The 25,278-nt window shown below is 35.1% G+C and carries 41 protein-coding genes; 3 read left to right on the top strand and 38 right to left on the bottom strand.

Annotated elements, in window-relative coordinates:
- Window positions 1-287 precede the first annotated feature (287 nt).
- Both BBH99_RS22435 and BBH99_RS22430 read left to right on the top strand, forming a co-directional pair.
- Entirely contained in the window at window positions 288-452 is a 165-nt protein-coding gene (locus BBH99_RS22435) for a hypothetical protein (RefSeq protein ID WP_165601931.1), read from the top strand.
- Between the two features lie 510 nt (window positions 453-962).
- Entirely contained in the window at window positions 963-1,121 is a 159-nt protein-coding gene (locus BBH99_RS22430; protein ID WP_164464413.1) for a hypothetical protein, read from the top strand.
- A 447-nt stretch (window positions 1,122-1,568) separates the two neighbouring features.
- On the opposite strand, the gene BBH99_RS12360 is transcribed toward BBH99_RS22430, so the two are convergent.
- From BBH99_RS12360 to BBH99_RS12320, 9 genes are all read right to left on the bottom strand, one after another.
- Window positions 1,569-2,855 (bottom strand): citrate synthase, encoded by a 1,287-nt coding sequence (locus tag BBH99_RS12360; RefSeq protein ID WP_066696015.1) that lies wholly within the window; start codon window positions 2,853-2,855, stop codon window positions 1,569-1,571.
- Window positions 2,856-2,939: 84 nt separating this feature from the next.
- A complete protein-coding gene (eno, locus tag BBH99_RS12355; RefSeq protein ID WP_066696014.1) occupies window positions 2,940-4,232 on the bottom strand; it encodes a phosphopyruvate hydratase in 1,293 nt (430 codons plus the stop codon).
- Window positions 4,233-4,460: 228 nt separating this feature from the next.
- Window positions 4,461-5,669, bottom strand: a complete 1,209-nt coding sequence (locus tag BBH99_RS12350) for a hypothetical protein (RefSeq protein ID WP_066696013.1) — start codon at window positions 5,667-5,669, stop codon at window positions 4,461-4,463.
- An 8-nt stretch (window positions 5,670-5,677) separates the two neighbouring features.
- Window positions 5,678-6,160, bottom strand: coding sequence for a hypothetical protein (locus BBH99_RS12345; protein WP_066696010.1), 483 nt, complete (start codon window positions 6,158-6,160; stop codon window positions 5,678-5,680).
- A 25-nt stretch (window positions 6,161-6,185) separates the two neighbouring features.
- Window positions 6,186-6,512: a hypothetical protein gene (locus BBH99_RS12340; protein WP_066695996.1), complete on the bottom strand. Its 327-nt coding sequence runs from the start codon at window positions 6,510-6,512 to the stop codon at window positions 6,186-6,188.
- A gap of 127 nt (window positions 6,513-6,639) precedes the next feature.
- Window positions 6,640-7,428: a sensor histidine kinase gene (locus BBH99_RS12335; RefSeq protein WP_066695994.1), complete on the bottom strand. Its 789-nt coding sequence runs from the start codon at window positions 7,426-7,428 to the stop codon at window positions 6,640-6,642.
- 2 nt (window positions 7,429-7,430) lie between these two features.
- Window positions 7,431-8,060: a hypothetical protein gene (locus BBH99_RS12330; RefSeq protein ID WP_066695992.1), complete on the bottom strand. Its 630-nt coding sequence runs from the start codon at window positions 8,058-8,060 to the stop codon at window positions 7,431-7,433.
- 2 nt (window positions 8,061-8,062) lie between these two features.
- Window positions 8,063-8,851, bottom strand: coding sequence for a hypothetical protein (locus tag BBH99_RS12325; RefSeq protein WP_066695990.1), 789 nt, complete (start codon window positions 8,849-8,851; stop codon window positions 8,063-8,065).
- A gap of 6 nt (window positions 8,852-8,857) precedes the next feature.
- Window positions 8,858-9,490, bottom strand: a complete 633-nt coding sequence (locus BBH99_RS12320; protein WP_066695988.1) for a response regulator transcription factor — start codon at window positions 9,488-9,490, stop codon at window positions 8,858-8,860.
- Between the two features lie 340 nt (window positions 9,491-9,830).
- On the opposite strand from BBH99_RS12320, the gene BBH99_RS12315 reads away from it, so the two are divergent.
- On the top strand, window positions 9,831-10,265 hold the full coding sequence (locus BBH99_RS12315) for a hypothetical protein (RefSeq protein ID WP_066695986.1): 435 nt from the start codon (window positions 9,831-9,833) through the stop codon (window positions 10,263-10,265).
- 103 nt (window positions 10,266-10,368) lie between these two features.
- Here BBH99_RS12315 and rplQ read toward each other — a convergent pair whose 3' ends face one another.
- The 29 genes from rplQ to BBH99_RS12170 form a co-directional block, all read right to left on the bottom strand.
- Window positions 10,369-10,890 carry a 50S ribosomal protein L17 gene (gene rplQ / locus BBH99_RS12310; RefSeq protein WP_066695984.1) on the bottom strand — a complete coding sequence of 174 codons (522 nt, stop codon included), beginning with the start codon at window positions 10,888-10,890 and terminating at the stop codon, window positions 10,369-10,371.
- Window positions 10,891-10,896: 6 nt separating this feature from the next.
- Window positions 10,897-11,892, bottom strand: coding sequence for a DNA-directed RNA polymerase subunit alpha (locus BBH99_RS12305; protein ID WP_066695982.1), 996 nt, complete (start codon window positions 11,890-11,892; stop codon window positions 10,897-10,899).
- 33 nt (window positions 11,893-11,925) lie between these two features.
- Entirely contained in the window at window positions 11,926-12,534 is a 609-nt protein-coding gene (rpsD, locus tag BBH99_RS12300) for a 30S ribosomal protein S4 (RefSeq protein WP_045491111.1), read from the bottom strand.
- A gap of 19 nt (window positions 12,535-12,553) precedes the next feature.
- Window positions 12,554-12,943, bottom strand: a complete 390-nt coding sequence (gene rpsK, locus BBH99_RS12295; RefSeq protein WP_034694697.1) for a 30S ribosomal protein S11 — start codon at window positions 12,941-12,943, stop codon at window positions 12,554-12,556.
- Between the two features lie 12 nt (window positions 12,944-12,955).
- Entirely contained in the window at window positions 12,956-13,333 is a 378-nt protein-coding gene (gene rpsM, locus BBH99_RS12290) for a 30S ribosomal protein S13 (protein ID WP_002983260.1), read from the bottom strand.
- Window positions 13,334-13,342: 9 nt separating this feature from the next.
- Window positions 13,343-13,459, bottom strand: coding sequence for a 50S ribosomal protein L36 (gene rpmJ, locus BBH99_RS12285; protein WP_007839480.1), 117 nt, complete (start codon window positions 13,457-13,459; stop codon window positions 13,343-13,345).
- A 62-nt stretch (window positions 13,460-13,521) separates the two neighbouring features.
- A complete protein-coding gene (gene infA / locus BBH99_RS12280; protein ID WP_002983257.1) occupies window positions 13,522-13,737 on the bottom strand; it encodes a translation initiation factor IF-1 in 216 nt (71 codons plus the stop codon).
- A 3-nt stretch (window positions 13,738-13,740) separates the two neighbouring features.
- Window positions 13,741-15,120, bottom strand: coding sequence for a preprotein translocase subunit SecY (secY, locus tag BBH99_RS12275; protein WP_066695977.1), 1,380 nt, complete (start codon window positions 15,118-15,120; stop codon window positions 13,741-13,743).
- Window positions 15,121-15,129: 9 nt separating this feature from the next.
- The gene (gene rplO / locus BBH99_RS12270; protein ID WP_066695973.1) at window positions 15,130-15,579 is read right to left on the bottom strand and encodes a 50S ribosomal protein L15; all 450 of its coding nucleotides are present in this window, start codon (window positions 15,577-15,579) and stop codon (window positions 15,130-15,132) included.
- 21 nt (window positions 15,580-15,600) lie between these two features.
- The gene (gene rpmD / locus BBH99_RS12265) at window positions 15,601-15,777 is read right to left on the bottom strand and encodes a 50S ribosomal protein L30 (protein WP_027371710.1); all 177 of its coding nucleotides are present in this window, start codon (window positions 15,775-15,777) and stop codon (window positions 15,601-15,603) included.
- Window positions 15,778-15,788: 11 nt separating this feature from the next.
- Window positions 15,789-16,310, bottom strand: a complete 522-nt coding sequence (gene rpsE, locus BBH99_RS12260) for a 30S ribosomal protein S5 (RefSeq protein ID WP_066695970.1) — start codon at window positions 16,308-16,310, stop codon at window positions 15,789-15,791.
- A 19-nt stretch (window positions 16,311-16,329) separates the two neighbouring features.
- Complete coding sequence (rplR, locus tag BBH99_RS12255; protein ID WP_066695967.1) at window positions 16,330-16,683, bottom strand: 50S ribosomal protein L18; 354 nt, start codon at window positions 16,681-16,683, stop codon at window positions 16,330-16,332.
- 15 nt (window positions 16,684-16,698) lie between these two features.
- Window positions 16,699-17,244 (bottom strand): 50S ribosomal protein L6, encoded by a 546-nt coding sequence (rplF, locus tag BBH99_RS12250; protein ID WP_066695965.1) that lies wholly within the window; start codon window positions 17,242-17,244, stop codon window positions 16,699-16,701.
- A gap of 17 nt (window positions 17,245-17,261) precedes the next feature.
- Complete coding sequence (rpsH, locus tag BBH99_RS12245; protein ID WP_062700843.1) at window positions 17,262-17,660, bottom strand: 30S ribosomal protein S8; 399 nt, start codon at window positions 17,658-17,660, stop codon at window positions 17,262-17,264.
- Window positions 17,661-17,805: 145 nt separating this feature from the next.
- A complete protein-coding gene (gene rpsN, locus BBH99_RS12240) occupies window positions 17,806-18,075 on the bottom strand; it encodes a 30S ribosomal protein S14 (protein ID WP_002983233.1) in 270 nt (89 codons plus the stop codon).
- A 3-nt stretch (window positions 18,076-18,078) separates the two neighbouring features.
- On the bottom strand, window positions 18,079-18,630 hold the full coding sequence (rplE, locus tag BBH99_RS12235; RefSeq protein ID WP_002983231.1) for a 50S ribosomal protein L5: 552 nt from the start codon (window positions 18,628-18,630) through the stop codon (window positions 18,079-18,081).
- A gap of 13 nt (window positions 18,631-18,643) precedes the next feature.
- A complete protein-coding gene (gene rplX / locus BBH99_RS12230) occupies window positions 18,644-18,970 on the bottom strand; it encodes a 50S ribosomal protein L24 (RefSeq protein WP_002983229.1) in 327 nt (108 codons plus the stop codon).
- 21 nt (window positions 18,971-18,991) lie between these two features.
- Window positions 18,992-19,360 carry a 50S ribosomal protein L14 gene (gene rplN, locus BBH99_RS12225; RefSeq protein ID WP_002983226.1) on the bottom strand — a complete coding sequence of 123 codons (369 nt, stop codon included), beginning with the start codon at window positions 19,358-19,360 and terminating at the stop codon, window positions 18,992-18,994.
- Between the two features lie 2 nt (window positions 19,361-19,362).
- Entirely contained in the window at window positions 19,363-19,617 is a 255-nt protein-coding gene (gene rpsQ / locus BBH99_RS12220; protein ID WP_027381310.1) for a 30S ribosomal protein S17, read from the bottom strand.
- A 12-nt stretch (window positions 19,618-19,629) separates the two neighbouring features.
- Entirely contained in the window at window positions 19,630-19,815 is a 186-nt protein-coding gene (gene rpmC, locus BBH99_RS12215; RefSeq protein WP_027381309.1) for a 50S ribosomal protein L29, read from the bottom strand.
- 12 nt (window positions 19,816-19,827) lie between these two features.
- Window positions 19,828-20,253: a 50S ribosomal protein L16 gene (gene rplP / locus BBH99_RS12210; protein ID WP_047096817.1), complete on the bottom strand. Its 426-nt coding sequence runs from the start codon at window positions 20,251-20,253 to the stop codon at window positions 19,828-19,830.
- Window positions 20,254-20,350: 97 nt separating this feature from the next.
- Window positions 20,351-21,100: a 30S ribosomal protein S3 gene (rpsC, locus tag BBH99_RS12205; protein ID WP_034694675.1), complete on the bottom strand. Its 750-nt coding sequence runs from the start codon at window positions 21,098-21,100 to the stop codon at window positions 20,351-20,353.
- 7 nt (window positions 21,101-21,107) lie between these two features.
- A complete protein-coding gene (gene rplV / locus BBH99_RS12200) occupies window positions 21,108-21,506 on the bottom strand; it encodes a 50S ribosomal protein L22 (protein ID WP_002983214.1) in 399 nt (132 codons plus the stop codon).
- A 2-nt stretch (window positions 21,507-21,508) separates the two neighbouring features.
- On the bottom strand, window positions 21,509-21,787 hold the full coding sequence (rpsS, locus tag BBH99_RS12195) for a 30S ribosomal protein S19 (RefSeq protein WP_002983209.1): 279 nt from the start codon (window positions 21,785-21,787) through the stop codon (window positions 21,509-21,511).
- 2 nt (window positions 21,788-21,789) lie between these two features.
- Window positions 21,790-22,611 carry a 50S ribosomal protein L2 gene (rplB, locus tag BBH99_RS12190; protein WP_002983208.1) on the bottom strand — a complete coding sequence of 274 codons (822 nt, stop codon included), beginning with the start codon at window positions 22,609-22,611 and terminating at the stop codon, window positions 21,790-21,792.
- A 22-nt stretch (window positions 22,612-22,633) separates the two neighbouring features.
- Window positions 22,634-22,924 carry a 50S ribosomal protein L23 gene (rplW, locus tag BBH99_RS12185; RefSeq protein WP_045491154.1) on the bottom strand — a complete coding sequence of 97 codons (291 nt, stop codon included), beginning with the start codon at window positions 22,922-22,924 and terminating at the stop codon, window positions 22,634-22,636.
- Between the two features lie 3 nt (window positions 22,925-22,927).
- Window positions 22,928-23,557, bottom strand: a complete 630-nt coding sequence (gene rplD, locus BBH99_RS12180) for a 50S ribosomal protein L4 (RefSeq protein ID WP_002983197.1) — start codon at window positions 23,555-23,557, stop codon at window positions 22,928-22,930.
- Window positions 23,548-24,171 (bottom strand): 50S ribosomal protein L3, encoded by a 624-nt coding sequence (gene rplC, locus BBH99_RS12175; RefSeq protein WP_066695962.1) that lies wholly within the window; start codon window positions 24,169-24,171, stop codon window positions 23,548-23,550. Before rplC ends, rplD begins: the two co-directional genes overlap by 10 nt.
- Window positions 24,172-24,362: 191 nt before the next feature.
- On the bottom strand, window positions 24,363-25,259 hold the full coding sequence (locus BBH99_RS12170; RefSeq protein WP_066695960.1) for a LysR family transcriptional regulator: 897 nt from the start codon (window positions 25,257-25,259) through the stop codon (window positions 24,363-24,365).
- Window positions 25,260-25,278: the final 19 nt, after the last annotated feature.

Raw genomic sequence — 25,278 nt, 5'->3', positions numbered from 1 at the left:
TTTATGCAATACTACAAATATAAGTAAAGGTCTCTATCTAGAAAATTTTTGGTCTATTTTATGCCTGAAATTTGACCTTCGCACACGTCTTCTTTCAGCGAAATTCTCCCCCTATCCAACAAACCGTAGTATAAAGCATACAAAAACATCTACAACCTACTACATTTCATCTACATAAGAATGGAAAAATAGATTTTTTTTACAATTTAACATCCTACATTAGTGATATAATTTTCGCGGAATTATACATGCTAAAACTCTATTATTAACATCAAAAAAACAAAGTCATGAACAAGACAAACCTTGTGCTGAAAAACGCACGAAAATTAGAAAGAGACCAGCAAAAAACTATTATCGGAGGTGAATTCACCGGCCCCAGAAAATGTTGTGAATGGGACGATGTAACCGGATCATGCTTCCTGTGGGTATGTAACAGATGTGGTTGTCCATAAAATACTGAGAAAGCCGTTTCATGAATTTTGAGACGGCTTTTTTAATAAGCCTACATCAAATTATATGTACAAGTTTTTTTGTAAAAGTAACTTTCAATTTCACCTTTCTGAGTCGTACTCTATCTTCTTTATTTTATGATAAAAAATTATTGAAATTCTATTTAATACAATACAACTTATTAAATTTCACATACATAATAATAAAAAATTCTTTTTTAAACAAAATAAATTCCTATATTAGTGATATAATTTATCATTAAATTATATTGTTTAAAACTTAACTATCAACATCAAAAAATCAAAATCATGAACAAGAAAAATCCTGTGCTAAAAAACGCACAAAAATTAGGAAGAGAGCAACAAAAATCAGTAGTAGGTGGAATAGGAATCTCAACAGGCAAAAGATGCTGTGAATGGGATCCGTCAGGAAAATGCACGCTCTATACTTGTGATAGATGCCAATGCCCATAAAAAATCAAAACTTAACTATTAACATCAAAAATCAAAATCATGAACAAGAAAAATCCTGTGCTAAAAAATGCACAAAAATTAGGAAGAGAGCAACAAAAATCGGTAATCGGAGGAATAAACAGAGAAAGATACTGCTGTGAATGGAATGAAGATGGCAGCTGCAGAATCTGGACATGTGGTAACTGCGTTTGCCCATAAAAAATACTAAACCTGCTTTTTTAAGCAGGTTTTCTTTTATCTTTTCTTATCAAGATGAATAGCAGATTTTACATTTTGACAAAGCCAATAGAATATTTTCTCTGTTCATTAATGAGTTAAAGTTCGTTTCTATTGATACTAATTATTGCTAATATTTGTGAAAAGCATTAATGTTTAAAGTTTCCCGCAGATAACGCAAATTTTCACAGATGTTTAATTTATTTTGCCAGAAGCATTGTTTGTATATGACTTCATTAGTTATCAGGCTAATCTCATTACTTATTATTCATTGCTTATATCCTAGCCCCGATAGAAACGGTTACCCCGCAGCTTACGCTGGAGAGGCCTGGCGCGAGGAGTATGAGTGGATAGCGGGAAATAGCTCCTCATATAAAAACAAAAAATCCCAAAGCGAGCCTTGGGATTTTGATATGGTATAAGCAAATATTATCTGCTTGCGATATCTATATAGTTTCTTTGTTGAGCACCTTGGTAAACCTGTCTTGGTCTTCCGATCGGGTCTCCTTTCAATCTCATTTCTTTCCACTGAGAGATCCATCCTGGTAGTCTTCCTAATGCAAACATTACTGTAAACATTTCTGTTGGAATTCCTAATGCTCTGTAGATGATACCTGAATAGAAATCTACGTTTGGATATAGTTTTCTTTCTACGAAGTATTCATCTTCAAGCGCTACTCTTTCTAACTGCATTGCAATGTCAAGAGCTTTATCCTGGATTCCTAATGCTTTAAGGATGTCATCAGCAGCTTTCTTGATAATTTTCGCTCTTGGGTCGAAGTTTTTGTAAACCCTGTGTCCGAATCCCATTAAACGGAAGCTATCGTTCTTATCTTTAGCTTTAGCAACGTATTTAGATACATCACCACCATCTTTTTCGATAAGCTCAAGCATTTCGATTACAGCCTGGTTAGCACCACCGTGAAGTGGTCCCCAAAGTGCAGATACCCCAGCAGAGATAGAAGCAAAAAGACCTGTGTGAGCAGAACCTACCATTCTTACTGTAGAAGTAGAACAGTTTTGCTCGTGGTCAGCGTGAAGGATTAATAATTTATCTAATGCATTTACAACTACCGGATCGATTTCGAAATCTGCGTTTGGTAATCTGAATGCCATTTTGTAGAAATTCTCTACGTAGTTTAGGTTGTTATCACCGTGGTTTAATGGTAAGCCTTGAGTTTTTCTGTAAGTCCAAGCACAAAGGTGAGAGAACTTAGCGATCATAAGCTCAGCAGCGTGATCCATTTCTTCTTTAGAGTTTACGTTAACCGCTTTTGGGTTGAAAGCAGTTAAAGCAGAAGTTAAAGAAGATAAAACTCCCATAGGGTGAGCAGAACGAGGAAAAACATCAATGATTTTTTTCATCTCGTCTGCGATGAAGTTATATTTTTTAATATTGTTCTCGAAAGAAGTATATTGATCCTGAGTAGGTAATTCTCCATGTAATAAAAGATACATTACTTCTGTGAAGTTAGATTTCTCAGCAATTTGCTCAATTGGATAACCTCTGTAGAATAATTCTCCTTTATCTCCGTCTAAGTAAGTGATGTCGCTAATAGTAGCTCCTGTATTTTTGTAACCTAAATCCAGAGTGATTAAACCTGTCTGGTCTCTTAATTTTGAAATATCAATCCCTCTGTCTCCGATAGTACTATCCACAATTGGATATTCATATGAATTACCGTCGTAATTCAATATTACTTTGTTGTCTGACATTATTTATTTATTTTTTTTAAATATACCACTTTCCATAAAATACGGCAAACAAAAATTATCGCTTGCCGTTATTTATAAATTCGATTATCTTTTAATTTTAAATGCTTCTAATCCTGGGAAAATTGCAGTTTCACCAAGAGCTTCTTCAATTCTTAATAATTGGTTGTATTTAGCCATTCTGTCTGATCTTGAAGCTGAACCTGTTTTAATTTGTCCACAGTTCATTGCTACTGCTAAATCAGCAATGGTAGAATCTTCAGTTTCTCCGGATCTGTGAGACATTACTGAAGTGAACTTGTTGTTCTGAGCCATCTGTACTGCTGCCATTGTTTCAGAAAGAGAACCAATCTGGTTTACTTTTACAAGGATTGAGTTAGCAATTCCTTCTTTTACTCCTCTTGACAATCTGTCAACATTTGTTACGAATAGATCATCACCTACCAACTGTACTCTGTCACCGATTTTATCAGTTAACATTTTCCATCCTTCCCAGTCATCTTCCTGCATACCGTCTTCGATAGAGATGATTGGATATTTGTTCGCTAGTTCAGCAAGGTAAGAAACCTGTTCTTCTCTTGATCTGTGAGCTCCTTTATCTCCTTCAAATTTTCTGTAATCGTAAGTTCCGTCTTTGTAGAATTCTGAAGCGGCACAGTCTAATGCTAACATGATGTCATCACCTGGCTTGTATCCTGCTTTTTCGATGGCCTGAAGTAAAGTATCCAAAGCGTCTTCAGTTCCGTTGAAAGTTGGAGCAAAACCTCCTTCGTCTCCTACTGCAGTAGAAAGACCTCTTCCTTTAAGGATTGATTTCAGGTTGTGGAAAATTTCAGTCCCTTTTCTCAATGCATGAGAGAAAGAATCAGCCTTTACCGGCATAATCATAAACTCCTGGAATGCGATAGGTGCATCTGAGTGAGAACCACCGTTAATTACATTCATCATTGGAACAGGAAGTGTGTTTGCGTTTACCCCACCTACATATTTGTAAAGAGGCATTCCCAGCTCTGCAGCAGCAGCTCTAGCTACGGCTAAAGAAACTCCAAGGATTGCATTGGCTCCTAAATTACCTTTATTTGGCGTTCCGTCAAGATCACGCATGATCTGATCGATATAGTTTTGTTCAAAAACCGGCTGCCCAACTAAATTTTCTGCAATTACTTCTTTTACATTTTCAACAGCTTTCAAAACTCCCTTTCCCTGGTATTCTGAACCTCCGTCACGTAATTCTACAGCCTCATGTTCTCCTGTAGATGCTCCTGAAGGAACAGCTGCACGGCCCATGGCACCGTTTTCTGTAAATACATCCACTTCAATGGTAGGATTACCTCTGGAATCTAAAATTTGTCTTGCTTCTATGTAAGAAATTGCACTCATTTTTTATTTTTTTTAGTTTAGACAAATTTAATCAAAATTTAACTTTTAGGGGTATTTCAGGATGATCTTTTTGAAATAATTCGCCGTTAAATTTTAGTTAATTTATATTATGATAAACTGAATAAATTGTTTGTGTGAAATTGAGGTTTTAATCTGGGGGAATATATAAAAAACTCCCCAGATTTTATCAATGCCGGAGAGTAGAAATTGGTTATATAGTTTTTTATTTCATAATTTCATTTTTCCTAACCCAACTAATAAATTCAGCGCTACAATAAGATTTCCTTTCTTTTCATAGTTTCCATTAAAATCCTTACCAAACGAGAATGTCAGTCTTTGGTTTTTAGATAGTTCATATTCAAAATTAAGAAGATACTTCCAGGACGCCTCAAAGTCTGATTTATTCAGAATACTTCTGTACATACATTCTCCACTTAAAAGAAATCTCTCTTCAAACAGTTTGAACATCAGTCGTGAGCCCATATCTAAAGTATGCAGGTTTTCTTTTTTCAATGATGGATTGGCTAAAGATGAATCCGGATTATATAAATACCTGGCCATAAAAATAAATGTTGAAGGATTCTGCTTCCAGTTGTAACCACCCGTAAGCCACGCTCCCACTTTGGATATTTGCGAGTTATTGAATCTATTACTTCTAAAATCCAGGACACCTCCCATTGACATATCTAAGAAAAAACCAAAGCGCTCCAATTTAATATTCTTCGCAATGTTGGTTATTTCCTCTATTTTTCCTTCATCATCAATATTCTGTTGATGATAACTCTCTATCTTAACTCTTATTTCTTCTATCTGTTTTTCCAGGTCCCTATATTCTGCGGTATCTGTTTTCCCGGCATCTTCCAAAAGCCTTTTCTTTTGTAAAAGAGATTTGTTGGCAGCATCAAGCCTCGCTAATTCCATGCTAGTATCATTCCTATAAATTCTTCGGCTTTCTAATAATTGATGGACTTCATGAATTTTATCTAATGCGTTTATAGTTTCACTGCTTAATTCTCCTCTTTTAATAGAGAACTTTACCCCAAAACCTATTCTTGACCTTTCTTCTATATTCAGTTCTTCATCTGATTTAACTTCTTTATATGCTATAGAAGTTACAAATGTCTGTTTGAATGTTGTAGCAAAATCTGAATTGGTTCTTAAATCCTGATAATTTCCATTTAATTTAAAAGGAGCCAGATCCATCGCAAATGAAGTTGGTAAACTTGAGAAATTGCCAGTTCCCTCTCTTAACGAAACCATAATACTTTTAAGGTCCGTAGGTTTTTCAATATCAGAGTTGGCAATTCCCAGAAGATTGGCTCCCGGTGATGCCTGAGCTCTCAGCACATCTAAATCAATTCCTTTTTCTTCCTGTCCGGAATAAAAATGTGAAAGCAGAATGAGTGTTAATACAAAACTCAATTTTAGTGTTTTCATGGCTATTTTTAATAAAATGTAAGATGATGGGTATATAATGAAGCTCCGCCTTCTGTCTTTACTTCAGAAATATGAGTGTCATCATAAATAACTTTTCCTGCCTGTCTGATCTTTACAGTCAAAATAGTTTTATTGCTGTCCTTACTTGTATCCTGTATAAAAGATTCTATATTCAGAACCTGTCCAATCAGTTCCTTACATGTTCCTATTAAAATATTATCAACAGATCCTTTAATGAATTTACTTTCCTGATTGGTTCTTAACACTTTTAGAGTAGCAGATCCTGATTGTCCTTCGCCTCCAAAGTAAATTGAAACAGTAACCTGAGAGTTATCATCAGGAAGCCTTATATTTTTAGCAGCAACATATCTGCTGTCACTTTCCTGGTTTTCTGCTAAAACACTGTTCATCTGCAACTCCATAATTTTGAGATTGAGTAGCTGCGACTGCGTGTTTATAATTCTGGCCAGTTGATCTTTTTTAGTTCTCATGATTGTAATTTTTAAGATAATTAATCTATTTTCTAGGTGAAGGGGATAAAAGGCCTGCTAAAGCACCAATAGCTCCAGAAGAAATGGTGGCAAAAATAGTTACCAGCTGACTATCCGGTTCACCACTACTCCAGAAAGAGAGAAGAATAAGCCCTGCTATAATGGCTATGATAGCCAGCCCAAGCATAATAACAATAATCCTATAAATCCAGTAATCTGTATCTTTTGGATTTCTAATCTCCATATTTCTAATGGCTTCTACAGGATTGGTTTTAAATTTTTCCTGAAGATCACTGCTACTTTTCAACGCAGCTTCCAAATCTTCAATACTGTCATTAATTAAAGTTTTCATGGCTATTAGTTTTATTAACTCAAAGTTCTCTCTAAAAAACACACCTGTCAATTACACAAAAGGGTGATTATAAACAACAAAACAGCACCATTAGGAATGGTGCTGTTAATATAGATTTAGAAAATGATTACTGTATAATTTCAAAAGTCAGAATAGTTTTTGAGGTTGCAGATGAGATTTTACACTCTCCTTGCACTTCCTTCATCCTTCGTTTCATATTGCGAAGTCCGTTACCTTCCAATTTTCCTCCAGGAATACCGATTCCATCATCTTCAATCCTCATTAAGAAGTGATTTCCGATTTGGCAGAATGAAAGTTTTAAAACATTTGCTTTACTATGTTTATATACATTATTGACCGCCTCTTTTAAACATAAAAACAGGTTTCTCCGTAACTCTGTAGAAATTGAAGTATCAGAAATAATATCTTCACATTCTGAATGAAATATTATTTTCGTTTTCTTTAAGAAGTTTCCGGTGTACAATATAGCATACTCAATAAAGCTTCCTAATGTATCATTTCCTGAGTTCAGGCTCCAAAGCATCTCCCGCATGGAGATATTCATTTCTTCTGAAGTTCTCAGTAATTCATCGATATCATTCTGAAGCTCATTGTCCTCAATTTTATATTTCAGGAACTCAGCCTGAAGCTTCAACGCAGAAATACCGGCCCCCAGATCATCATGCATATCGTGGGAAATGCGCTCTCTTTCTTTTTCAATAGACCTTTGCTGCTCAAGTTCTTTTTGGAGAAGCTGGTTTTGATGCTCTGCTTCTTTGAGACGTTGCTGCTGAATAAAAAAAATCTGCCTTTTATTGTATAGAATAATAATCAAAACAATAAATACAACAAATATTATGAGCAAAATTGCTGCAATAATATAGGTTAATCTGATTGCATCTGGCAACTGCTTCATAATTAAACTGATTTTCTAAATTTGTTTAGAGCAATATAGAACATCGTATACATCAAAATATTCACACCATACTGTATATTCTTTAGAACCTGTAAAAAAGCAGGATCATTATCTTTAAAAAAATACATTGGGATAGATCTGAAAATAAAAAAGATGCTCCAAAAAAGCAGTCCGGATGATATCCAGAAATGAGGATCATCAGTGATTTTAACAGCATCAAAGTTTTTAATCCTGTTATAGAACCAGACCAAGGCATTAATAATAAAATAGAAGCAGACTAATATTCCCAGTTCATTGGCATAGTTTCCACCATAAAACTTTACAAACAATAGAATGTAAGTAAGGATTGTGATAACTAAAACAAGAGAAACTATTCTTAACTGTCTGGAAAATATCCGGCTATAGTATATATAAAAGAATATAATCATAAAAATACTATAATAATTAAACAGATAAGCAAAATCAAACTCTCTGATATAAATTTTATAGTGTCCATACAACTCCAGCCCAAGAGAAACCAATAGAAAAACAGCAAAATAATTTTGGCTGGAAAGTCCTTTCTTTCCAGCTAAAACTATTGACTTTACAGTGACTACAAAAAGTACTGTTAAATATAATATCTGAAATAACATTTTTATGGATATAATGAGCCCATATCATAATAGTTATCATTCCCCTTAAAAACTAATGTCATTTGATCTAAATGTGATTCAAAATGCGCCCTGTATTGGGCTTCCTTAATTATACCAAGTCTTTCTTCAGCTACTAATTTCTTTACATCACTAATCTCACTAAGATTTACAATAAATTTATCACAAGGCTCCTTATGTAAAGTATCTATTAAATCCACAATATGATAGCTGATAGAAACCGTATTTGTTTTATTTCCAAAATATGCATCCATGATTCGTTTACCATGTTCTTCATATGCTATCTTAAGGTCCTCAAAATCTTTATCTGAAATTTTAAGATCTTTCAATGAGAGCTGTTGATTACCATTGATGATAAGGTAATTTTGTTCTCCAATTGCTTTTTTCTCTTCCGTTTCTAAAGATGCTATCATATACATCATACTTCCATCAGAATAGGGAGTAACTTTTAATCTAGAATCTTCGGGGGATATTTCCACAAAAGTAAAGGTTAAATAAGTTGCCTTATTTTCTACCATAAGCTCCCGAATATTATCCAATAAAGCATAGCTTACCTCATAAACACCACCATTATTGAAATTAAAATTATTATTTCTCATAAAAGGTAACATCCCTTTTTTAGCTTTATTAATAAAACTTTCTGCCAGAACCGTTGCAACCCCAATAAGTTCCAGACCTTCAACCAGGTTCTCAAATTTATTCCCAATAGGACCTTCTGTATAAGTCATCGTGCCATTGATAGTTTCTTGATTTGTTTCATTAAAATTCTCCATGGTTTCTTAGTTTTTAAAATGGTTAAATTTATTAATAGCCTCCACTTTATTGCTGACGTGGAGTTTTCTGTAAATATTTCCAACATGCTTTTTCACAGTATCCATACTGATACACTTTTGATCTGCAATTTCTTTGTATAGGAAACCTTGCGAGAGAAGTTCAAGAATTTCCTGTTCTCGTTTGGTCAGTTCATCAAAACCTTTGATCTCTGAAAGTTTCTTTTCAAAGTGCTGAAGGACTCTCCTAGCAATAGAAAAACTCATAGGAGCTCCACCGTTATACACATCCCGGATAGAAGAGAGTATTTTATCCATACTTTCACCCTTAACAAGATATCCCATGGCACCTGCTTTTAAAGAATTAAAGATCTTTTCATCATCTTCAAAACTGGTGCACATGATGAAATGGGTTTCGGGCATTTCTTTTTTAAGCTTTTCAATGATTTCAATACCCAGCATATCCTGGAGCTGGATATCCATCATGACAACATTGGGCGAAAGGTCAGGTAAGTTTTTCAAGGCATCATTGCCATCGAAGAATTGGCCAACAACTTTCATATCCTTTTGATAATTGATCACCTTCTTCAACGCATTGTTGTAGTTTTTTTCGTCTTCTACTATGGCAATAGAAATGCTCATGTCTTTATTATTTGAAACAAATTTCAACAGAAAACAAATTGTAGTCAATTACACTTTTGTGTAATCTTGGGAGTGAGTTTACAGTTATGGTTAGTTTTTAGTCTTATTAAAATTAATTATTTTTCCATTTCAAAACTATATTTTTTTAATAAATTTTAACAAATCAACCTGTCATTGTACTGACAATGATTTTGTTACTAAAAACTGAATATCATTTTATATTATTAAAAGAAAAAGACAAAATTATTTGTCCAAAAAGTGAAAAAATCATCATATTGTAAGGCATGATTTTTGCAAAATTAAAGGGTAAAAATCATATTGAATATCAAATAATATAATCATGAAAAAAAGTCTTTTAGCACTTAGCGCTGTTCTTGCATTAACTGTAATCAGCTGCAAAAAAAGTGAAAGCGGAAATAAGAGTGTCATTAAAACAGATAGCTCAGAAACAGTAGTTACAGACAACAACGGAAAGATTGATTCTGTAACCCAGAGTTCATCAACAGTAGATGTGAATGGTAAAAAGTTTGAAAAAACAGATTTTGTTTACAAGGCTACAGATGGAACATTGGTAAAAGTAGTTTTCAAAAATGATCCGAAAGAAAGTACAGTAGCCATTACCAGCAATAAAAAGACGTTTACCCTTCCTAAATCGGAAACTAAAGGAGACGAAACCATCTATAAAAAAGATGATATGACCGCAAGGGTAAAAGGAGACAGTCTTCATCTTGAACAGGGTAATAATATTATAGAATTAAAAAGAACCAAAATATAAAATAAAGCCGTCCCAGCAGGGACGGTTTTTTTATACTTTTACACAGACATAAAAAAAAACCATCCGGATTTCGGATGGTTTTCTATTGATATCTGAATGAATATTATTCTTCAGTTTTTTCTTCAGTAGTATCAGCTTTAGCTTCTTCTACTTTCTCTTCTACTGCAGGAGCTTCAGCAACTACTGCTTCAGCTTTTTTAGGTGCAGCAGATGATCTTCTGCTTCTTCTTGTAGCTTTTTTCTCCTCTGCATTCGGGTTGTAAAGCTCGTTGAAATCTACTAATTCGATAAGAGCAGTATCAGCAGCATCACCTGGTCTGAATCCTGTCTTGATGATTCTTGTATAACCACCGTTTCTTTCAGCGATTTTAGGAGCTACAGTTCTGAATAATTCAGCAACCGCAAATTTATTTTGAAGGTAAGAGAATACTACTCTTCTGTTGTGTGTAGTATCTTCTTTTGCTTTTGTTAATAGAGGCTCAACATATACTCTTAAAGCTTTAGCTTTAGCAACAGTAGTGTTGATTCTTTTATGCTCAATTAGAGAACAAGCCATATTAGAAAGTAAAGCACTTCTGTGAGAAGCTGTTCTTCCTAAGTGATTGAATTTTTTACCGTGTCTCATTATTAATTATTTATCAGCGTCTAACTTATATTTTGCAACGTCGAAACCGAAGTTAAGACCTTTTGAATGCACTAATTCTTCTAGTTCTGTCAAAGATTTTTTACCAAAATTTCTGAATTTCATCAAATCAGACTTACTGTAAGAAACCAATTCTCCAAGAGTTTCTACTTCAGCTGCTTTAAGACAGTTAAGGGCTCTTACAGAAAGATCCATATCTGCTAATTTAGACTTAAGTAATTGTCTTGTATGAAGAGTTTCCTCATCATATTGGATAGACGCTTTTACAGCTTCAGTTTCAAGAGTGATTCTCTCATCAGAGAATAGCATGAAGTGATAAATTAATATCTTAGAAGCTTCTGTTAAAGCATTCTGAGGGCTGATAGACCCGTCAGTTTCTATATCTAATACAAGTTTTTCGTAGTCTGTTTTTTGCTCTACACGATAATTTTCAATGCTGTATTGTACTTTCTTGATCGGCGTGAAAATAGAGTCAATAGCAATAGTACCTACAGGTGCATTGTTCGACTTATTTTGTTCTGAAGGAACATATCCTCTACCTTTTTCAATATTGAAAGTAATTTCGAAAGTTACATCAGTATTTAGGTTACAAATCACTAAATCCGGGTTTAATACCTCGAATCCGTTGATCGATTTTCCTAAATCACCAGCAGTAATAATCGTTTGACCTGAAACTTTAGCAACAACCTGCTCATTAGCCTGGCCTTCTGCTGAAGCTTTTAATCTTACCTGCTTTAGGTTAAGAATAATTTCGGTAACGTCTTCGATTACTCCTGGAATAGTTGAAAATTCGTGCTCTACACCTTCTATTTTGATAGATGAAATAGCGTATCCTTCCAGAGAAGAAAGCAACACTCTTCTCAAAGCATTACCGATTGTAAGCCCGAAACCTGGTTCTAAAGGTCTGAATTCAAATTGACCTTTAAATTCATCAGAGTTAAGTAAAATTACTTTATCGGGTTTTATGAATTGTAAAATTGCCATATTATTGGGTTGAGCAAAAATTTGATTAAAAAATTATTTAGAGTAAAGTTCGACGATAAGGTTCTCCTTGATGTCTTCCGGAATCTGGATTCTTTCAGGAGCAGAAATGAAGGTACCTTCTTTCTTCTCATCGTTGAATTGTAACCACTCATAGTTTGACTTAGAAGCCAATGCATTGGTAACAACTTCAAGAGACTTAGACTTTTCTCTTACAGCGATTACATCACCAGCTTTTACCAAGTAAGAAGGGATATTAAGGATTTCTCCGTTCACAGTGATGTGTCTGTGAGAAACTAATTGTCTAGCTCCAGATCTGGTTTTAGCAAAACCTAATCTGTATACTACGTTATCCAATCTTGATTCACAAAGTTGTAATAGAACTTCCCCTGTTACACCTTTACTTCTGTGTGCTTTTTCAAATAAGTTAGCAAACTGTCTTTCTAAGATACCGTAAGTATATTTAGCTTTTTGTTTTTCAGCTAACTGAACTGCATATTCTGATTTTTTAGCACCTCTTCTTTTATTAGGACCGTGTTGTCCTGGCGGTTGGTTCTTTCTTTTTTCGAAGTTTTTATCATCTCCGTAGATTGCAGCACCAAACTTTCTAGCAATCTTAGTTTTAGGTCCAATATATCTTGCCATAATGGGTAAATTCTAAAAATTAAACTCTTCTTCTTTTTGGTGGTCTACATCCGTTGTGTGGCATAGGAGTCACGTCAACGATTTCTGAAACTTCAATTCCTGAATTGTGGATAGATCTGATCGCAGATTCTCTACCTGCACCTGGACCTTTCACAAACACCTTTACTCTTCTTAAACCAGCTTCGTGAGCTACAGCAGAGCAATTTTCAGCTGCCATCTGAGCAGCAAATGGAGTATTCTTTTTAGAACCTCTGAATCCCATTTTACCGGCAGAAGCCCAAGAGATAACCTCTCCGTTTTTATTTGTTAAAGAAATGATGATGTTATTGAAAGAAGCCTGAATATGAGCTTCACCAATAGCTTCAACTTTTACTTTTCTTTTCTTAACTACTTTAGTTTGTTTTGCCATAATTCCTAACGATTATTTACTAGCTTTTTTCTTGTTAGCAACAGTTTTTCTCTTCCCTTTACGTGTTCTAGAGTTGTTTTTCGTTCTCTGGCCTCTTAAAGGTAATCCAAGTCTGTGACGTATTCCTCGTTGGCATCCTATGTCCATCAATCTCTTGATGTTCAATTGCACTTCAGATCTCAATTCTCCTTCTACTTTTACGTTTTCAGAGATATATGTTCTGATTGCAGCCAATTCATCGTCATTCCATTCGTTGACTTTCTTGTCTTCGCTGATACCGGCAGCTTTAAGGATTTCAGAAGAAGTACTTCTTCCTACTCCATAGATGTAAGTTAAACCGATAACACCTCTTTTGTTTTTTGGTAAATCAATACCTGCAATTCTCGCCATAATTTAATGTTAACCTTGTCTTTGTTTAAATTTTGGGTTCTTCTTGTTGATTACGAATAGTACACCTTTTCTGCGTACGATTTTGCAATCAGCGCTTCTTTTTTTAATTGATGCTCTTACTTTCATTTTGATAGTATTTATTTTTTACAAATGCCAAATGGAATGAGAATTCCATTTGGCTAATTGTTTTAATATCTAAATGTGATCCTCCCTTTTGTTAAATCATAGGGAGACATTTCTAGTTTTACCTTATCTCCAGGTAAAAGTTTAATATAATGCATTCTCATTTTGCCAGAGATATGAGCAATAAGAATATGCCCATTTTCCAGCTCTACACGGAACATGGCGTTTGAAAGTGCTTCCACAATCACGCCATCTTGTTCAATATGTTTTTGTTTTGCCATAAATTAATATCCAGTCGTTCTTGATAATTTAGACTGCATTAAGCCATCATAATGATGGTTCAGCAGATAAGTATTAATCTGTTGAACTGTATCTAAAATTACACCCACCATAATTAATAGGGACGTTCCCCCGAAAAATAGGGCAAACGCATCTGTCTGAACAAAGCTTCCATGCACAATTGCTGGAAGGACTGCAAAGATAGATAAAAAAATTGCACCTGGCAAGGTAATTTTTGATAAAATATCATCTAAATAATCAGCGGTCTCTTTTCCGGGTCTTACTTTCGGTACTAAACCTCCGTTTCTCTTCAAATCATCAGCCATCTGGTTTACCGGAATAGTAATCGCAGTATAGAAAAATGAGAAGATAATAATTAATAGCGCAAACAATACGTTGTACTGCCAGCTAAAAACATTCTTGAAACCTGCAAGAAAAGTATTAGACTCATCGAATTTTGTTAATAATCCTGGTACGAACATCAATGCCTGAGCAAAGATAATCGGCATTACACCAGCAGCATTTACTTTCAATGGAATCCATTGTCTTGCTCCCTGCATAAGATTTCTGTTTACACCTCCTCTTGCTTGAGCTCTGCTTACATACTGAATTGGAATTTTTCTAACAGCTACTGATAAGATCACTGCTAAAAGAACTACCAACATCCAGAATAATACTTCAACAAGGATCATGATAGATCCCATTCCTCCTTTTCCGTTCTGCACGGCCATCTCCTGTACGAATGCCTCAGGTAATCTTGAAAGGATCCCCACCATAATAAGGATAGAGATACCATTTCCGATTCCTTTATCGGTAATCTTTTCACCTAGCCACATTGCAAATACTGAACCAGCTACAAGAATAACAATACTTGGTAACCAGAACATGATTGAATTGGGCTCTACATAGTATGCAGACTGGAACTGAGCATACGGTAAGAATAATTGAGTAATAGAAGTTAAGTAAGAAGGTGCCTGTACCAGACAAACCCCGATCGTTAACCATCTTGTAATTTGGTTCAATGTATTTCTACCTGACTCTCCATCTTTCTGAAGCTTCTGAAGATAAGGAATAGCCATCCCCATCAACTGAACAATAATAGAAGCAGAAATATAAGGCATGATTCCTAACGCCATTACGGAAGCGTGGCTGAAAGCTCCCCCCGTAAACGACGAAAGCAAGCCAAGGAGACCTGCTCCTTGCTTGTTACCGCCTTGATTTTTATAATGCTCTAAGAGATCTCCCACCTCTGCAAGGTTAATTGCAGGAAGTGAGATATAAGATGCGAATCTATACACAAGGATAATCCCTAAAGTGAAGAGAATTTTATCTCTAAGCTCTTTAAGACTCCAAATATTTTTAAGTGTTTGTATAAATTCTTTCATTAGTAAGTATTATAAGGTAATTGCTTTTCCACCTGCCTTAGCAATAAGCTCTTCAGCAGATTTAGTGAATTTGTCAGCAGAGATTGAAACCGCAGATTTCAATTCTCCTCTACCCATAATTTTCACTAATTCGTTTTTAGAAACTAAACCGTTTGCTACTAAAACTTCTTTCGTGATATCTCCAGTGATGGATTTGTTTTCGATTAAAGTTTGGATTGTATCAAGGTTAATTCCTCTAAACTCTTTTCTGTTTACGTTTTTGAATCCGAATTTAGGTAATCTTCTTTGTAAAGGCATCTGTCCACCTTCGAAACCGATCTTCTGAGAATAACCAGCTCTAGATTTCTGACCTTTGTGTCCTTTTGTTGAAGTACCTCCTTTTCCACTACCTTGACCTCTACCAATTCTCTTTGAGTTGAAAGTAGATCCTGCAGCTGGTTGTATGTTATTTAAATTCATTTTAATTTCTCTTTTATAAAATTATTTTTGAACTTCAAGTAAGTGACCTACAGCAGCGATCATTCCTAAGATAGAAGGAGTAGCTTCGTGCTCTACAACTTGGTGAAGTTTTTTTAATCCTAATGCTTCAAGCGTTCTCTTTTGGGTTTTTGTTCTACCAATAGCGCTTCTTACTTGCTTTACTTTAATTGTTGCCATTGTTTTAATTATTAACCGTTAAACACTTTACTTAGAGAAATTCCTCTCATTCTAGCAATCTCTTCAGGTCTTCTGATATCCAATAACGCTTTGAAAGTAGCTTTTACTACGTTGTGAGGGTTAGAAGATCCTTTAGATTTTGAAAGGATATCGTGAATACCAGCTGATTCCAATACCGCTCTTACCGCACCTCCGGCGATAAGCCCTGTACCGTGAGAAGCAGGTCTTAAGAAGATATCTGCACCACCGTATCTAGCAGTAGTTTGGTGAGGAATAGTGTGGTTCATTACAGGAACTTTCACAAGGTTTTTCTTAGCATCTTCAACTGCTTTAGCAATTGCAGAAGCAACCTCTTTAGATTTTCCTAAACCGAAACCGATTACCCCATCTTCGTTACCTACAACTACGATAGCAGAAAATCCGAAAGCTCTACCTCCTTTTGTTACTTTTGTTACTCTGTTAACAGCTACGAGACGATCTTTTAATTCTAATCCTCCCGGTTTTACTCTTTCTATATTATCTAGTCCTAACATATTTTCCGAAATTTAATGATTAGAATTTAAGTCCTCCTTCTCTCGCACCATCAGCTAGAGCTTTTACTCTACCGTGATATACGAAACCGTTTCTGTCAAATACAATATTTTCGATTCCAGCAGCGATAGCTTTAGCAGCAATAGCTTTACCAACAGCTGTAGAAACTTCTGTCTTAGTACCTTTAGCATCTACACCTTTCTCTCTAGAAGAAGCTGATACTAAAGTTTTACCATTTTTATCGTCGATTAACTGAGCGTAAATTTCCTTATTACTTTTATATACAGATAATCTTGGCAATTCAGAAGAACCAGAGATTTTTCCTCTTACTCTTCTTTTGATTCTTATTCTTTTTTCTAATTTACTTAATGCCATAATACTTATAATTTATTAAGCAGATTTACCAGCTTTACGTCTAACAATTTCTCCTACGAATCTTACACCTTTTCCTTTGTATGGCTCAGGCTTTCTGAAAGAACGGATCTTTGCAGTAACCATTCCTAGAAGTTGCTTGTCATGAGACGTTAAAGTAATAATTGGGTTTTTACCTTTTTCAGTCAATGTATCAACTTTTACTTCACTTGGAAGTTCTAATACGATACCGTGAGAGAATCCTAAAGCTAACTCAAGCTTTTGACCTGCGTGAGATGCTCTGTATCCTACCCCTACTAGTTCTAATTGTTTTGTGAATCCTTCTGAAACACCAACAATCATGTTGTTAATTAACGCTCTGTATAAACCGTGAAGCGCTTTGTGTTGCTTAGAATCAGATGGTCTGTTTACATTAAGCTCACCATCTTTTTGTTCTAAAGTAATTCCTGCTGTAAGCTCCTGAGAAAGTTCTCCTTTTGCTCCTTTTACAGTTACTACACCGTTGTTTTCAGTGATGGTAACTCCAGCTGGAATTGTTATAATTGCTTTACCAATTCTTGACATTTTCCTCTGATTAAAAATTAATAAACATAGCAGATTACTTCACCGCCTACTTTCTCTTCTCTAGCTTTCTTATCAGTCATTACTCCTTTAGAAGTAGAGATGATAGCTATACCCAAACCGTTAAGTACTCTTGGAAGCTCAGCTGAACCTTTGTACTGTCTTAAACCTGGTCTTGAAGCTCTTTGAATAGACTTAATAGCAGGTTTGTTAGTTTGCTTATCGTACTTTAAAGCGATTTTGATCGAACCTTGAACAGCGCTATCCTCAAACTTGTAGTTTAAGATATAACCTTGATCAAATAAGATCTTAGTAATCTCCTTTTTGATTTTCGATGCAGGAATTTCCACCACTTTGTGGCCTGCGCTTTGTGCGTTCCTTACTCTTGTTAGGAAATCTGAAATTGGATCTGTTACCATTTTTCTTTTATAAATTATTGGTTAAAGAACAATCAGTTTTGCAAAGACTTGAAGAGTAAAATATCAGACTTCAGAAATCTTCAGTCTGATATTTTTATCTTTAGTATCTGAACAACTTAATTGTTCCGATTTTTATTAGTAGTTATTACCAACTAGCTTTTCTTACACCTGGGATAAGACCGTTGTTAGCCATTTCTCTGAAAGTTACTCTGGAAATACCAAACGTTCTCATGTATCCTCTTGGTCTACCTGTTAGTTTACATCTGTTGTGTAATCTTACAGGAGAAGCATTTTTAGGCAATTTTTGAAGTCCTTCGTAATCACCAGCTTCTTTAAGAGCTTGTCTTTTAGCAGCGTATTTAGCAACTAGTGCTTCTCTTTTGCGCTCACGCGCTTTCATTGATTCTTTAGCCATTTCTTAGTTCTTTTTAAATGGTAAACCGAAGTGAGTTAATAATGCTTTAGCTTCTTTATCTGTTTTCGCAGTAGTTACGAAAGTGATGTCCATCCCTTGGATTTTTTTCACTTTGTCAATTACGATTTCAGGGAAGATAATCTGCTCAGTAATACCTAAGTTGTAGTTACCTCTACCATCGAAACCATCTGCTTTGATTCCAGAGAAATCTCTGATACGAGGTAAAGCAGAAGAAGTAAGTCTGTCTAAGAATTCATACATTCTGTCAGCTCTCAATGTTACTTTAGCACCTACAGGCATTCCTTTTCTCAATTTGAAAGCAGCTTCGTCTTTTTTAGAGATTGTACCAACAGCCTTTTGACCTGTGATATTTGTAAGCTCTTCTACAGCATAATCAATGATTTTTTTGTCTGCAGTAGCATCACCTAAACCTTGTGATACAACGATTTTCTCTAATTTAGGTACTTGCATTACTGACTTATACCCGAATTCTTCCATCATTGCAGGAACAATTGTCTCTTTATATGCTTTTTTGGGTCTTGCTATATATTCCATGTGTTATTTAAAATTATAAAGTTTCACCCGTTTTTTTGTTGATTCTTACTTTCTTATCTCCTTCGATTTTATAACCTACTTTGATAGCTTTTCCGTCTTTACCAACTAAAGCTACGTTTGAGATATGAATAGAAGCTTCTCTTTCAACGATTCCTCCTTGAGGATTTGAAGCTGAAGGCTTAACGTGCTTTTTGATGATGTTAAGTCCTGCAACAACTACTCTAGGGTCTCTTCCTTCTTTCTTGATCACTTCAATAACTTCACCAGTCTTACCTTTGATATCTTTCTTACCAGTAGTAATGATTACGTTATCTCCTCTTTTTATTTTTAACTTTGACATTTCTTTAAAAAATTTTAAAAATTAAAGTACTTCAGGAGCTAATGAAATGATTTTCATATATTCTTTGTCTCTCAACTCACGAGCAACTGGTCCGAAAACACGAGTTCCTCTCATTTCTCCTGCTGCGTTTAGTAATACACAAGCATTGTCGTCGAATTTGATGTATGAACCATCTTTTCTTCTTACTGCTTTTTTAGTTCTTACTACTACAGCTTTAGATACCTGACCTTTTTTAGCGTTTCCTGATGGCGTAGAATCCTTGATAGTAACAACGATTTTATCACCAACTGAAGCATATCTTCTTCTGGTTCCTCCCAGAACTCTGATAACTAGTACTTCTTTTGCACCTGTGTTATCAGCAACTTTTAATCTTGATTCTGTTTGTAACATTATTACTTAGCTTTTTCAATGATTCTTACTAATCTCCATCTCTTGTTCTTGCTCAAAGGTCTAGTTTCTTGGATCAAAACTGTATCTCCCTCGTTGCATTCGTTGTTCTCGTCGTGTGCAGTATATTTTTTCGTTTTTAATACGAATTTACCGTACATCGGGTGCTTCATTCTCATCGTTTCACTAACAACAATGGTCTTTTCCATTTTATTGCTGGAAACCACTCCGATTCTTTCTTTTCTTAAATTTCTATCCATTGTAAAATGAAATTATTGTTTGTTAGTTAACTCAGTGTTTAGTCTTGCGATTGTTTTTCTCAAATCTCTGATTTGAATCGGGTTTTCAATTGGGCTGATTGCATGAGCCAATTTCAATTTAGAATATTGAGCTTTTGCTTCAGTTAATTGAGCTTGAATATCACCCGCGCTTAAATTTTTAATATCAGCTTTTTTCATTGTATTCAAAGATTATAGAGGTTTAACAAAATCGTTAGCAACTACGAATTTAGTAACTACTGGTAATTTCTGTGCAGCAAGTCTAAGAGCTTCTTTCGCTACTTCGTAAGGAACTCCACCTACTTCGAACATAATTTTACCTGGTTTTACTACAGCTACCCAATATTCAACAGCACCTTTACCTTTACCCATACGTACTTCCGCTGGTTTTTTAGTAATTGGCTTATCCGGGAAGATTTTGATCCATAGTTGACCTTCTCTCTTCATATATCTTGTCGCAGCAATACGAGCCGCTTCAATTTGTCTTGCAGTGATCCAAGCTCCTTCAGTTGCTTTGATCCCAAAAGTTCCGTATGCAAGTTGACTACCTCTCTGGGCATTCCCCTTCATCTTCATCTTGTGAACTCTACGGAATTTGGTTCTTTTTGGTTGTAACATAATTTCTAAATTTTAGATTTTAGATTTTAGATTTTAGATTTTTTTTAATTTTAAAAAAGTAACGGTAATTTAAAACTCAAAACTCTAATCTAAAATTTTAATTATTATTGTTATTGTTGTTGTTTTTTCTAGGTCTTCTGTTGTCTCTGTCTCCTCCTCTGTTTCCTCTGTCTGACTGACCTCCTTTTTTCTGTTGTCCCACTAGTGGAGAAAGTTCTCTTTTACCGTAAACTTCACCTTTCATGATCCAAACTTTTACACCTAGTCTACCATAAGTAGTGTGAGCTTCTGCCCAGTGGTAATCGATATCAGCTCTGAAAGTTGACAATGGAATTCTTCCTTCTTTGAAAGATTCTGATCTTGCCATTTCAGCTCCGTTCAATCTACCAGAGATCTGAACTTTGATACCTTCAGCACCCATTCTCATAGTACTTGCCATTGCCATTTTAACAGCTCTTCTGTAAGAAATTCTGTTTTCAATTTGCTTAGAAATACTATCAGCAACTAGTACAGCATCTAATTCAGGTCTTTTGATTTCGAAGATGTTGATTTGAATATCCTTACCTGTAAGTTTCTTCAACTCTTCTTTTAATTTATCAACTTCCTGACCTCCTTTACCGATGATAAGTCCTGGTCTAGCAGTAGTGATTGTAACTGTTACTAATTTAAGTGTTCTTTCAATATAGATTTTTGAAATACCACCTTTAGATAATCTAGCCTCAAGGTATCTTCTGATTTTGTAGTCTTCAGCGATTCTGTCTCCATAATCGTTTCCACCAAACCAGTTAGAATCCCATCCTCTGATGATACCTAATCTATTACCAATTGGATTTGTCTTCTGTCCCATACCTTGATTAATTTTCTTTATTACCTAAGATTAATGTAACGTGGTTAGATCTTTTTCTGATTCTATACCCTCTACCTTGTGGAGCTGGTCTTAGTCTCTTCAATTGTCTTGCGCTATCCACGAAGATTTCTTTAACGATAAGGTTAGCTTCTTCAATATCCGCACCTTCGTTTTTCACCTGCCAGTTTGCCATAGCAGAAAGAAGTAATTTTTCTAATTTGTTAGAAGCATCCTTCTTAGAATATTTTAAGATATAAAGAGCTTTATCTACCTGCTCTCCTCTAATGATATCAGCAACTAATCTCATTTTTCTTGGAGAAGACGGGCAATTATTTAATGAAGCTTTTACAACGTCTTTGTTAGCTTCTTTTCTTGCGATTGAACTATCTTGTTTTCTTGATCCCATGATTATCTGCTTCCTTTGTTTTTGTTACCACCATGACCTCTGAAAGATCTTGTTGGAGAAAATTCGCCTAACTTGTGACCAACCATGTTTTCTGTAACGTAAACTGGGATAAAAGATTTCCCGTTGTGTACAGCAATAGTTTGTCCTACGAAGTCTGGAGAAATCATAGATGCTCTAGACCAAGTTTTGATAACAGTCTTTTTACCAGACTCTATATTTGCCTGAACCTTCTTATCTAAAGTATGATGAATGAACGGTCCTTTCTTAAGTGATCTTGCCATAATTATTTTCTTTTAGATACGATGTAACGGTTAGACACTTTGTTTTTCTTTCTAGTTTTGTAACCTTTAGCTGGTTTACCGTTTCTAGATCTTGGGTGACCTCCTGAAGAACGTCCTTCACCACCACCCATTGGGTGATCTACTGGGTTCATTACAACCGCTCTTGTTCTTGGTCTTCTACCTAACCATCTGCTTCTACCAGCCTTACCTGATACAGTTAATTGGTGATCTGAGTTGGAAACTGATCCAATCATTGCCATACATTCAGTAAGGATCATTCTTGATTCTCCTGAAGGTAATTTGATGATTGCATACTTACCGTCTCTAGAAGTTAATTGAGCTGAAGAACCAGCACTTCTTGCTAAAATTGCACCTTGACCAGGCTTCATTTCAACACAAGAGATAACAGTACCTAATGGAATATTTTTCAACTTCATTGCGTTACCTACATTTGGTTCAACGCTTTCACCTGAAACTACTTTCTGATCAACTTTGATACCGTTTGGAGCGATGATATATCTCTTCTCTCCATCTGCGTACTCTAATAAAGCGATAAATGCAGTTCTGTTTGGATCGTATTCTACAGATTTTACAGTTGCTTCAACGTTTGCTTTGTTTCTTTTGAAGTCAATAATTCTGTATTTCTTTTTGTGTCCACCTCCGGTGTAACGCATGGTCATTTTACCTGTATTGTTACGTCCACCTGACTTTTTAATACCAACTACTAGAGATTTCTCTGGTTTGTTAGTAGTAATTTCCTCAAAATTGTTTACAATTCTGAATCTCTGTCCCGGGGTGATAGGTTTTAATTTTCTAACAGACATTACTATTATTTATAATTAATAATTAATTTACAGCAAAAATATCGATAACCTCACCTTCAGCAAGTTTGATTACCGCTTTTTTCAATTTGTTTGTCTTTCCTACTTGAAGACCTTTTTTAGTGTATTTTGAAGAAACCTTCGGAGCATAAATCATTGTGTTAACGTCTGCTACTTTTACACCGTAAGCTGCTTCAACAGCCTTTTTGATCTCGATCTTATTCGCCTTAGGGTTCACTAAGAAAGAATAAGTACCTCTTAAATCTGTAAGGTAGTTAGCCTTTTCTGAAATAACTGGTTTAATAATAACTGACATGACTTATTTCTTTAAATTTTCCTGGAATTTTTCAACTGCACCTTCGAAGAAAATGATCTCACCAGCGTTAACTAAATCGTAAGAACTGATTTCGTTGAAGTTCATTACTTTAGCTTTAGGTAAGTTTCTTGAAGATAAATACACATTCTTGTTAGCTTCAGGAAGAACGAATAAAGATTTTTTACCGTTAAGTTCCAATGCATTTAATACATTGATGAAATCTTTAGTCTTAGGAGCTGCAAAGCTCATATCTTCTAAAACTTTGATGCTGTTATCTCTCATTTTCTGAGATAAAACAGATTTTTTAGCTAATCTCTTAAGAGCTTTGTTCAATTTGAATCTGTAGTCTCTTGGTTTTGGTCCAAATACTCTACCTCCACCTCTGAATACTGGAGATTTGATATCACCGTATCTAGCAGATCCTGATCCTTTTTGCTTCTTAAGCTTTTTAGTAGAAGCAGTAATTTCGCTTCTTTCTTTTGCTTTATGAGTTCCTTGTCTTTGTGCAGCAAGGTACTGTTTAACTTCTAAGTAAACCGCGTGCTGATTTGGCTCAATTCCGAATACTGTTTCGTCTAGAGTTACTTTTCTTCCGGTCTCTTTTCCTGATGTATTTAATACTACTAGTTCCATTTTCTGATAATTACATAAGAATTTTTAGCTCCCGGAACAGCACCTTTTACTACTAAAAGATTTTGTTCTTGATCAACTTTTAACACTTGAAGGTTTTGAACAGTTACCTGCTTACCTCCCATTCTTCCAGCCATTCTCATCCCTTTGAATACTCTTGAAGGGTCAGATCCAGCACCGATAGAACCTGGAGCTCTAAGTCTGTTGTGCTGACCATGAGTTGCCTGCATTACACCTCCAAATCCGTGTCTTTTAACAACACCTTGGAAACCTTTACCTTTTGAAGTTCCTGTTACGTCTACATATTCACCTTCGATGAATAATTGAACATTTACTTCCTCTCCTACTTTAGCATCTGCGAATCCATCGTGGAATTCAACTAATTTAGCTTTAGGAGCAGAACCAGCCTTTTTAAAATGGCCAGCTAACGCTTTACCAACGTTCTTCTCACTCTTGTCATCGAAACCTAACTGCACAGCTGTATAACCGTCGTTTTCTAAGGTTCTGACCTGTAAAATCGAGCATGGACCAGCTTGAATAACTGTACAAGGAATGTTTTTCCCTTCTTCGTTAAACAAAGATGTCATACCGATTTTTTTACCAATAATACCTGACATTGTTTATATTATAATAAAATTTATCCTTTATTTTTCTCCATTTTTCGGAAGTCTGAAGTGATTTCTACTTTTGATATAGGCACACTACGCTCCTAAAATGAGTGTGCAAATTTATGAATAATTTTGTAACCGACAAATATTTTGAGTAAAATATTTTGATTTTTAATCATTTAGCGATTCCGAACAAAAAACTATCCGAAATTTTGAAAATATTCTTTGAAGTTCAAAAGAAAATCACTAACATATTTTTTTCCAATATCTGATTTCCTTACGACCAGATAATGCTTTCTTTTCAAACCTTTACTCCCGATCTTTTTTAACTTCAGTTCATCGGATAGCCTGAAGGAGCTTAATGCCCATTTCGGCATACAGGTAATTCCCATATTAGCCTGTACCATTTCCAATGCTACTTCTGTTAAAGGAACTGCAGAAATCTTTACCGGCATTATTCCGTTTGGGTTCAGAAATTTTTCATAAACAGAAACCGTTTTCAACGGAAAAGAATGAATAATTAAATGAACATCCAGAAAATTATCAGCAGCAACATATTCCAAATCATTCAGAAGATTTTCCTGATGCATGACAGCAAAAATTTCATCTTCAAAAATCTCAATGCTTACCAAATCTTTATTACCAGAAGGCTTTGAAGTAACAACTGCAATGTCTATTTCATTGGATATTACTTTCTCAACAGGCTGATGAGTGGCTTCCAATACTAAGTCTACCTCAATTTCAGGATACAGGACTTTCATTCTCTGAATAAACATAGGCAACCCATGATAGAATGAGTAACATTCTGTACTGATTTTTATTACACCTGCTGCTCCGGCTCTTATTTGTTGAATAGCATTCAAGCCATTCCCAATACTGTCCATTACCGTACACGCAGTTTTATAAAGCACACTTCCCTCTTCAGTTAGCTCCCATTTGTTCCGTGTCCTGTAAAACACTTTAAAACCAAGCTGGATTTCAAGATCTTTAAGCTGATGACTTAGTGCTGACTGTGTTAAAAATAGTTTTTCAGAAGAACCGGCAATACTTCCTTCTTCTGCAATTGTTTTAATAAGTTTTAAAAACTTGATTTCCATAATGCAAAGTTAACAATCT

The sequence above is a fragment of the Chryseobacterium contaminans genome (genome assembly GCF_001684955.1).
GTDB classification, from domain to species: Bacteria; Bacteroidota; Bacteroidia; order Flavobacteriales; family Weeksellaceae; genus Chryseobacterium; species Chryseobacterium contaminans.
The sequence above is the reverse complement of the archived record's forward strand: the minus strand, read 5'-3'. Positions and strand labels throughout refer to the sequence as shown.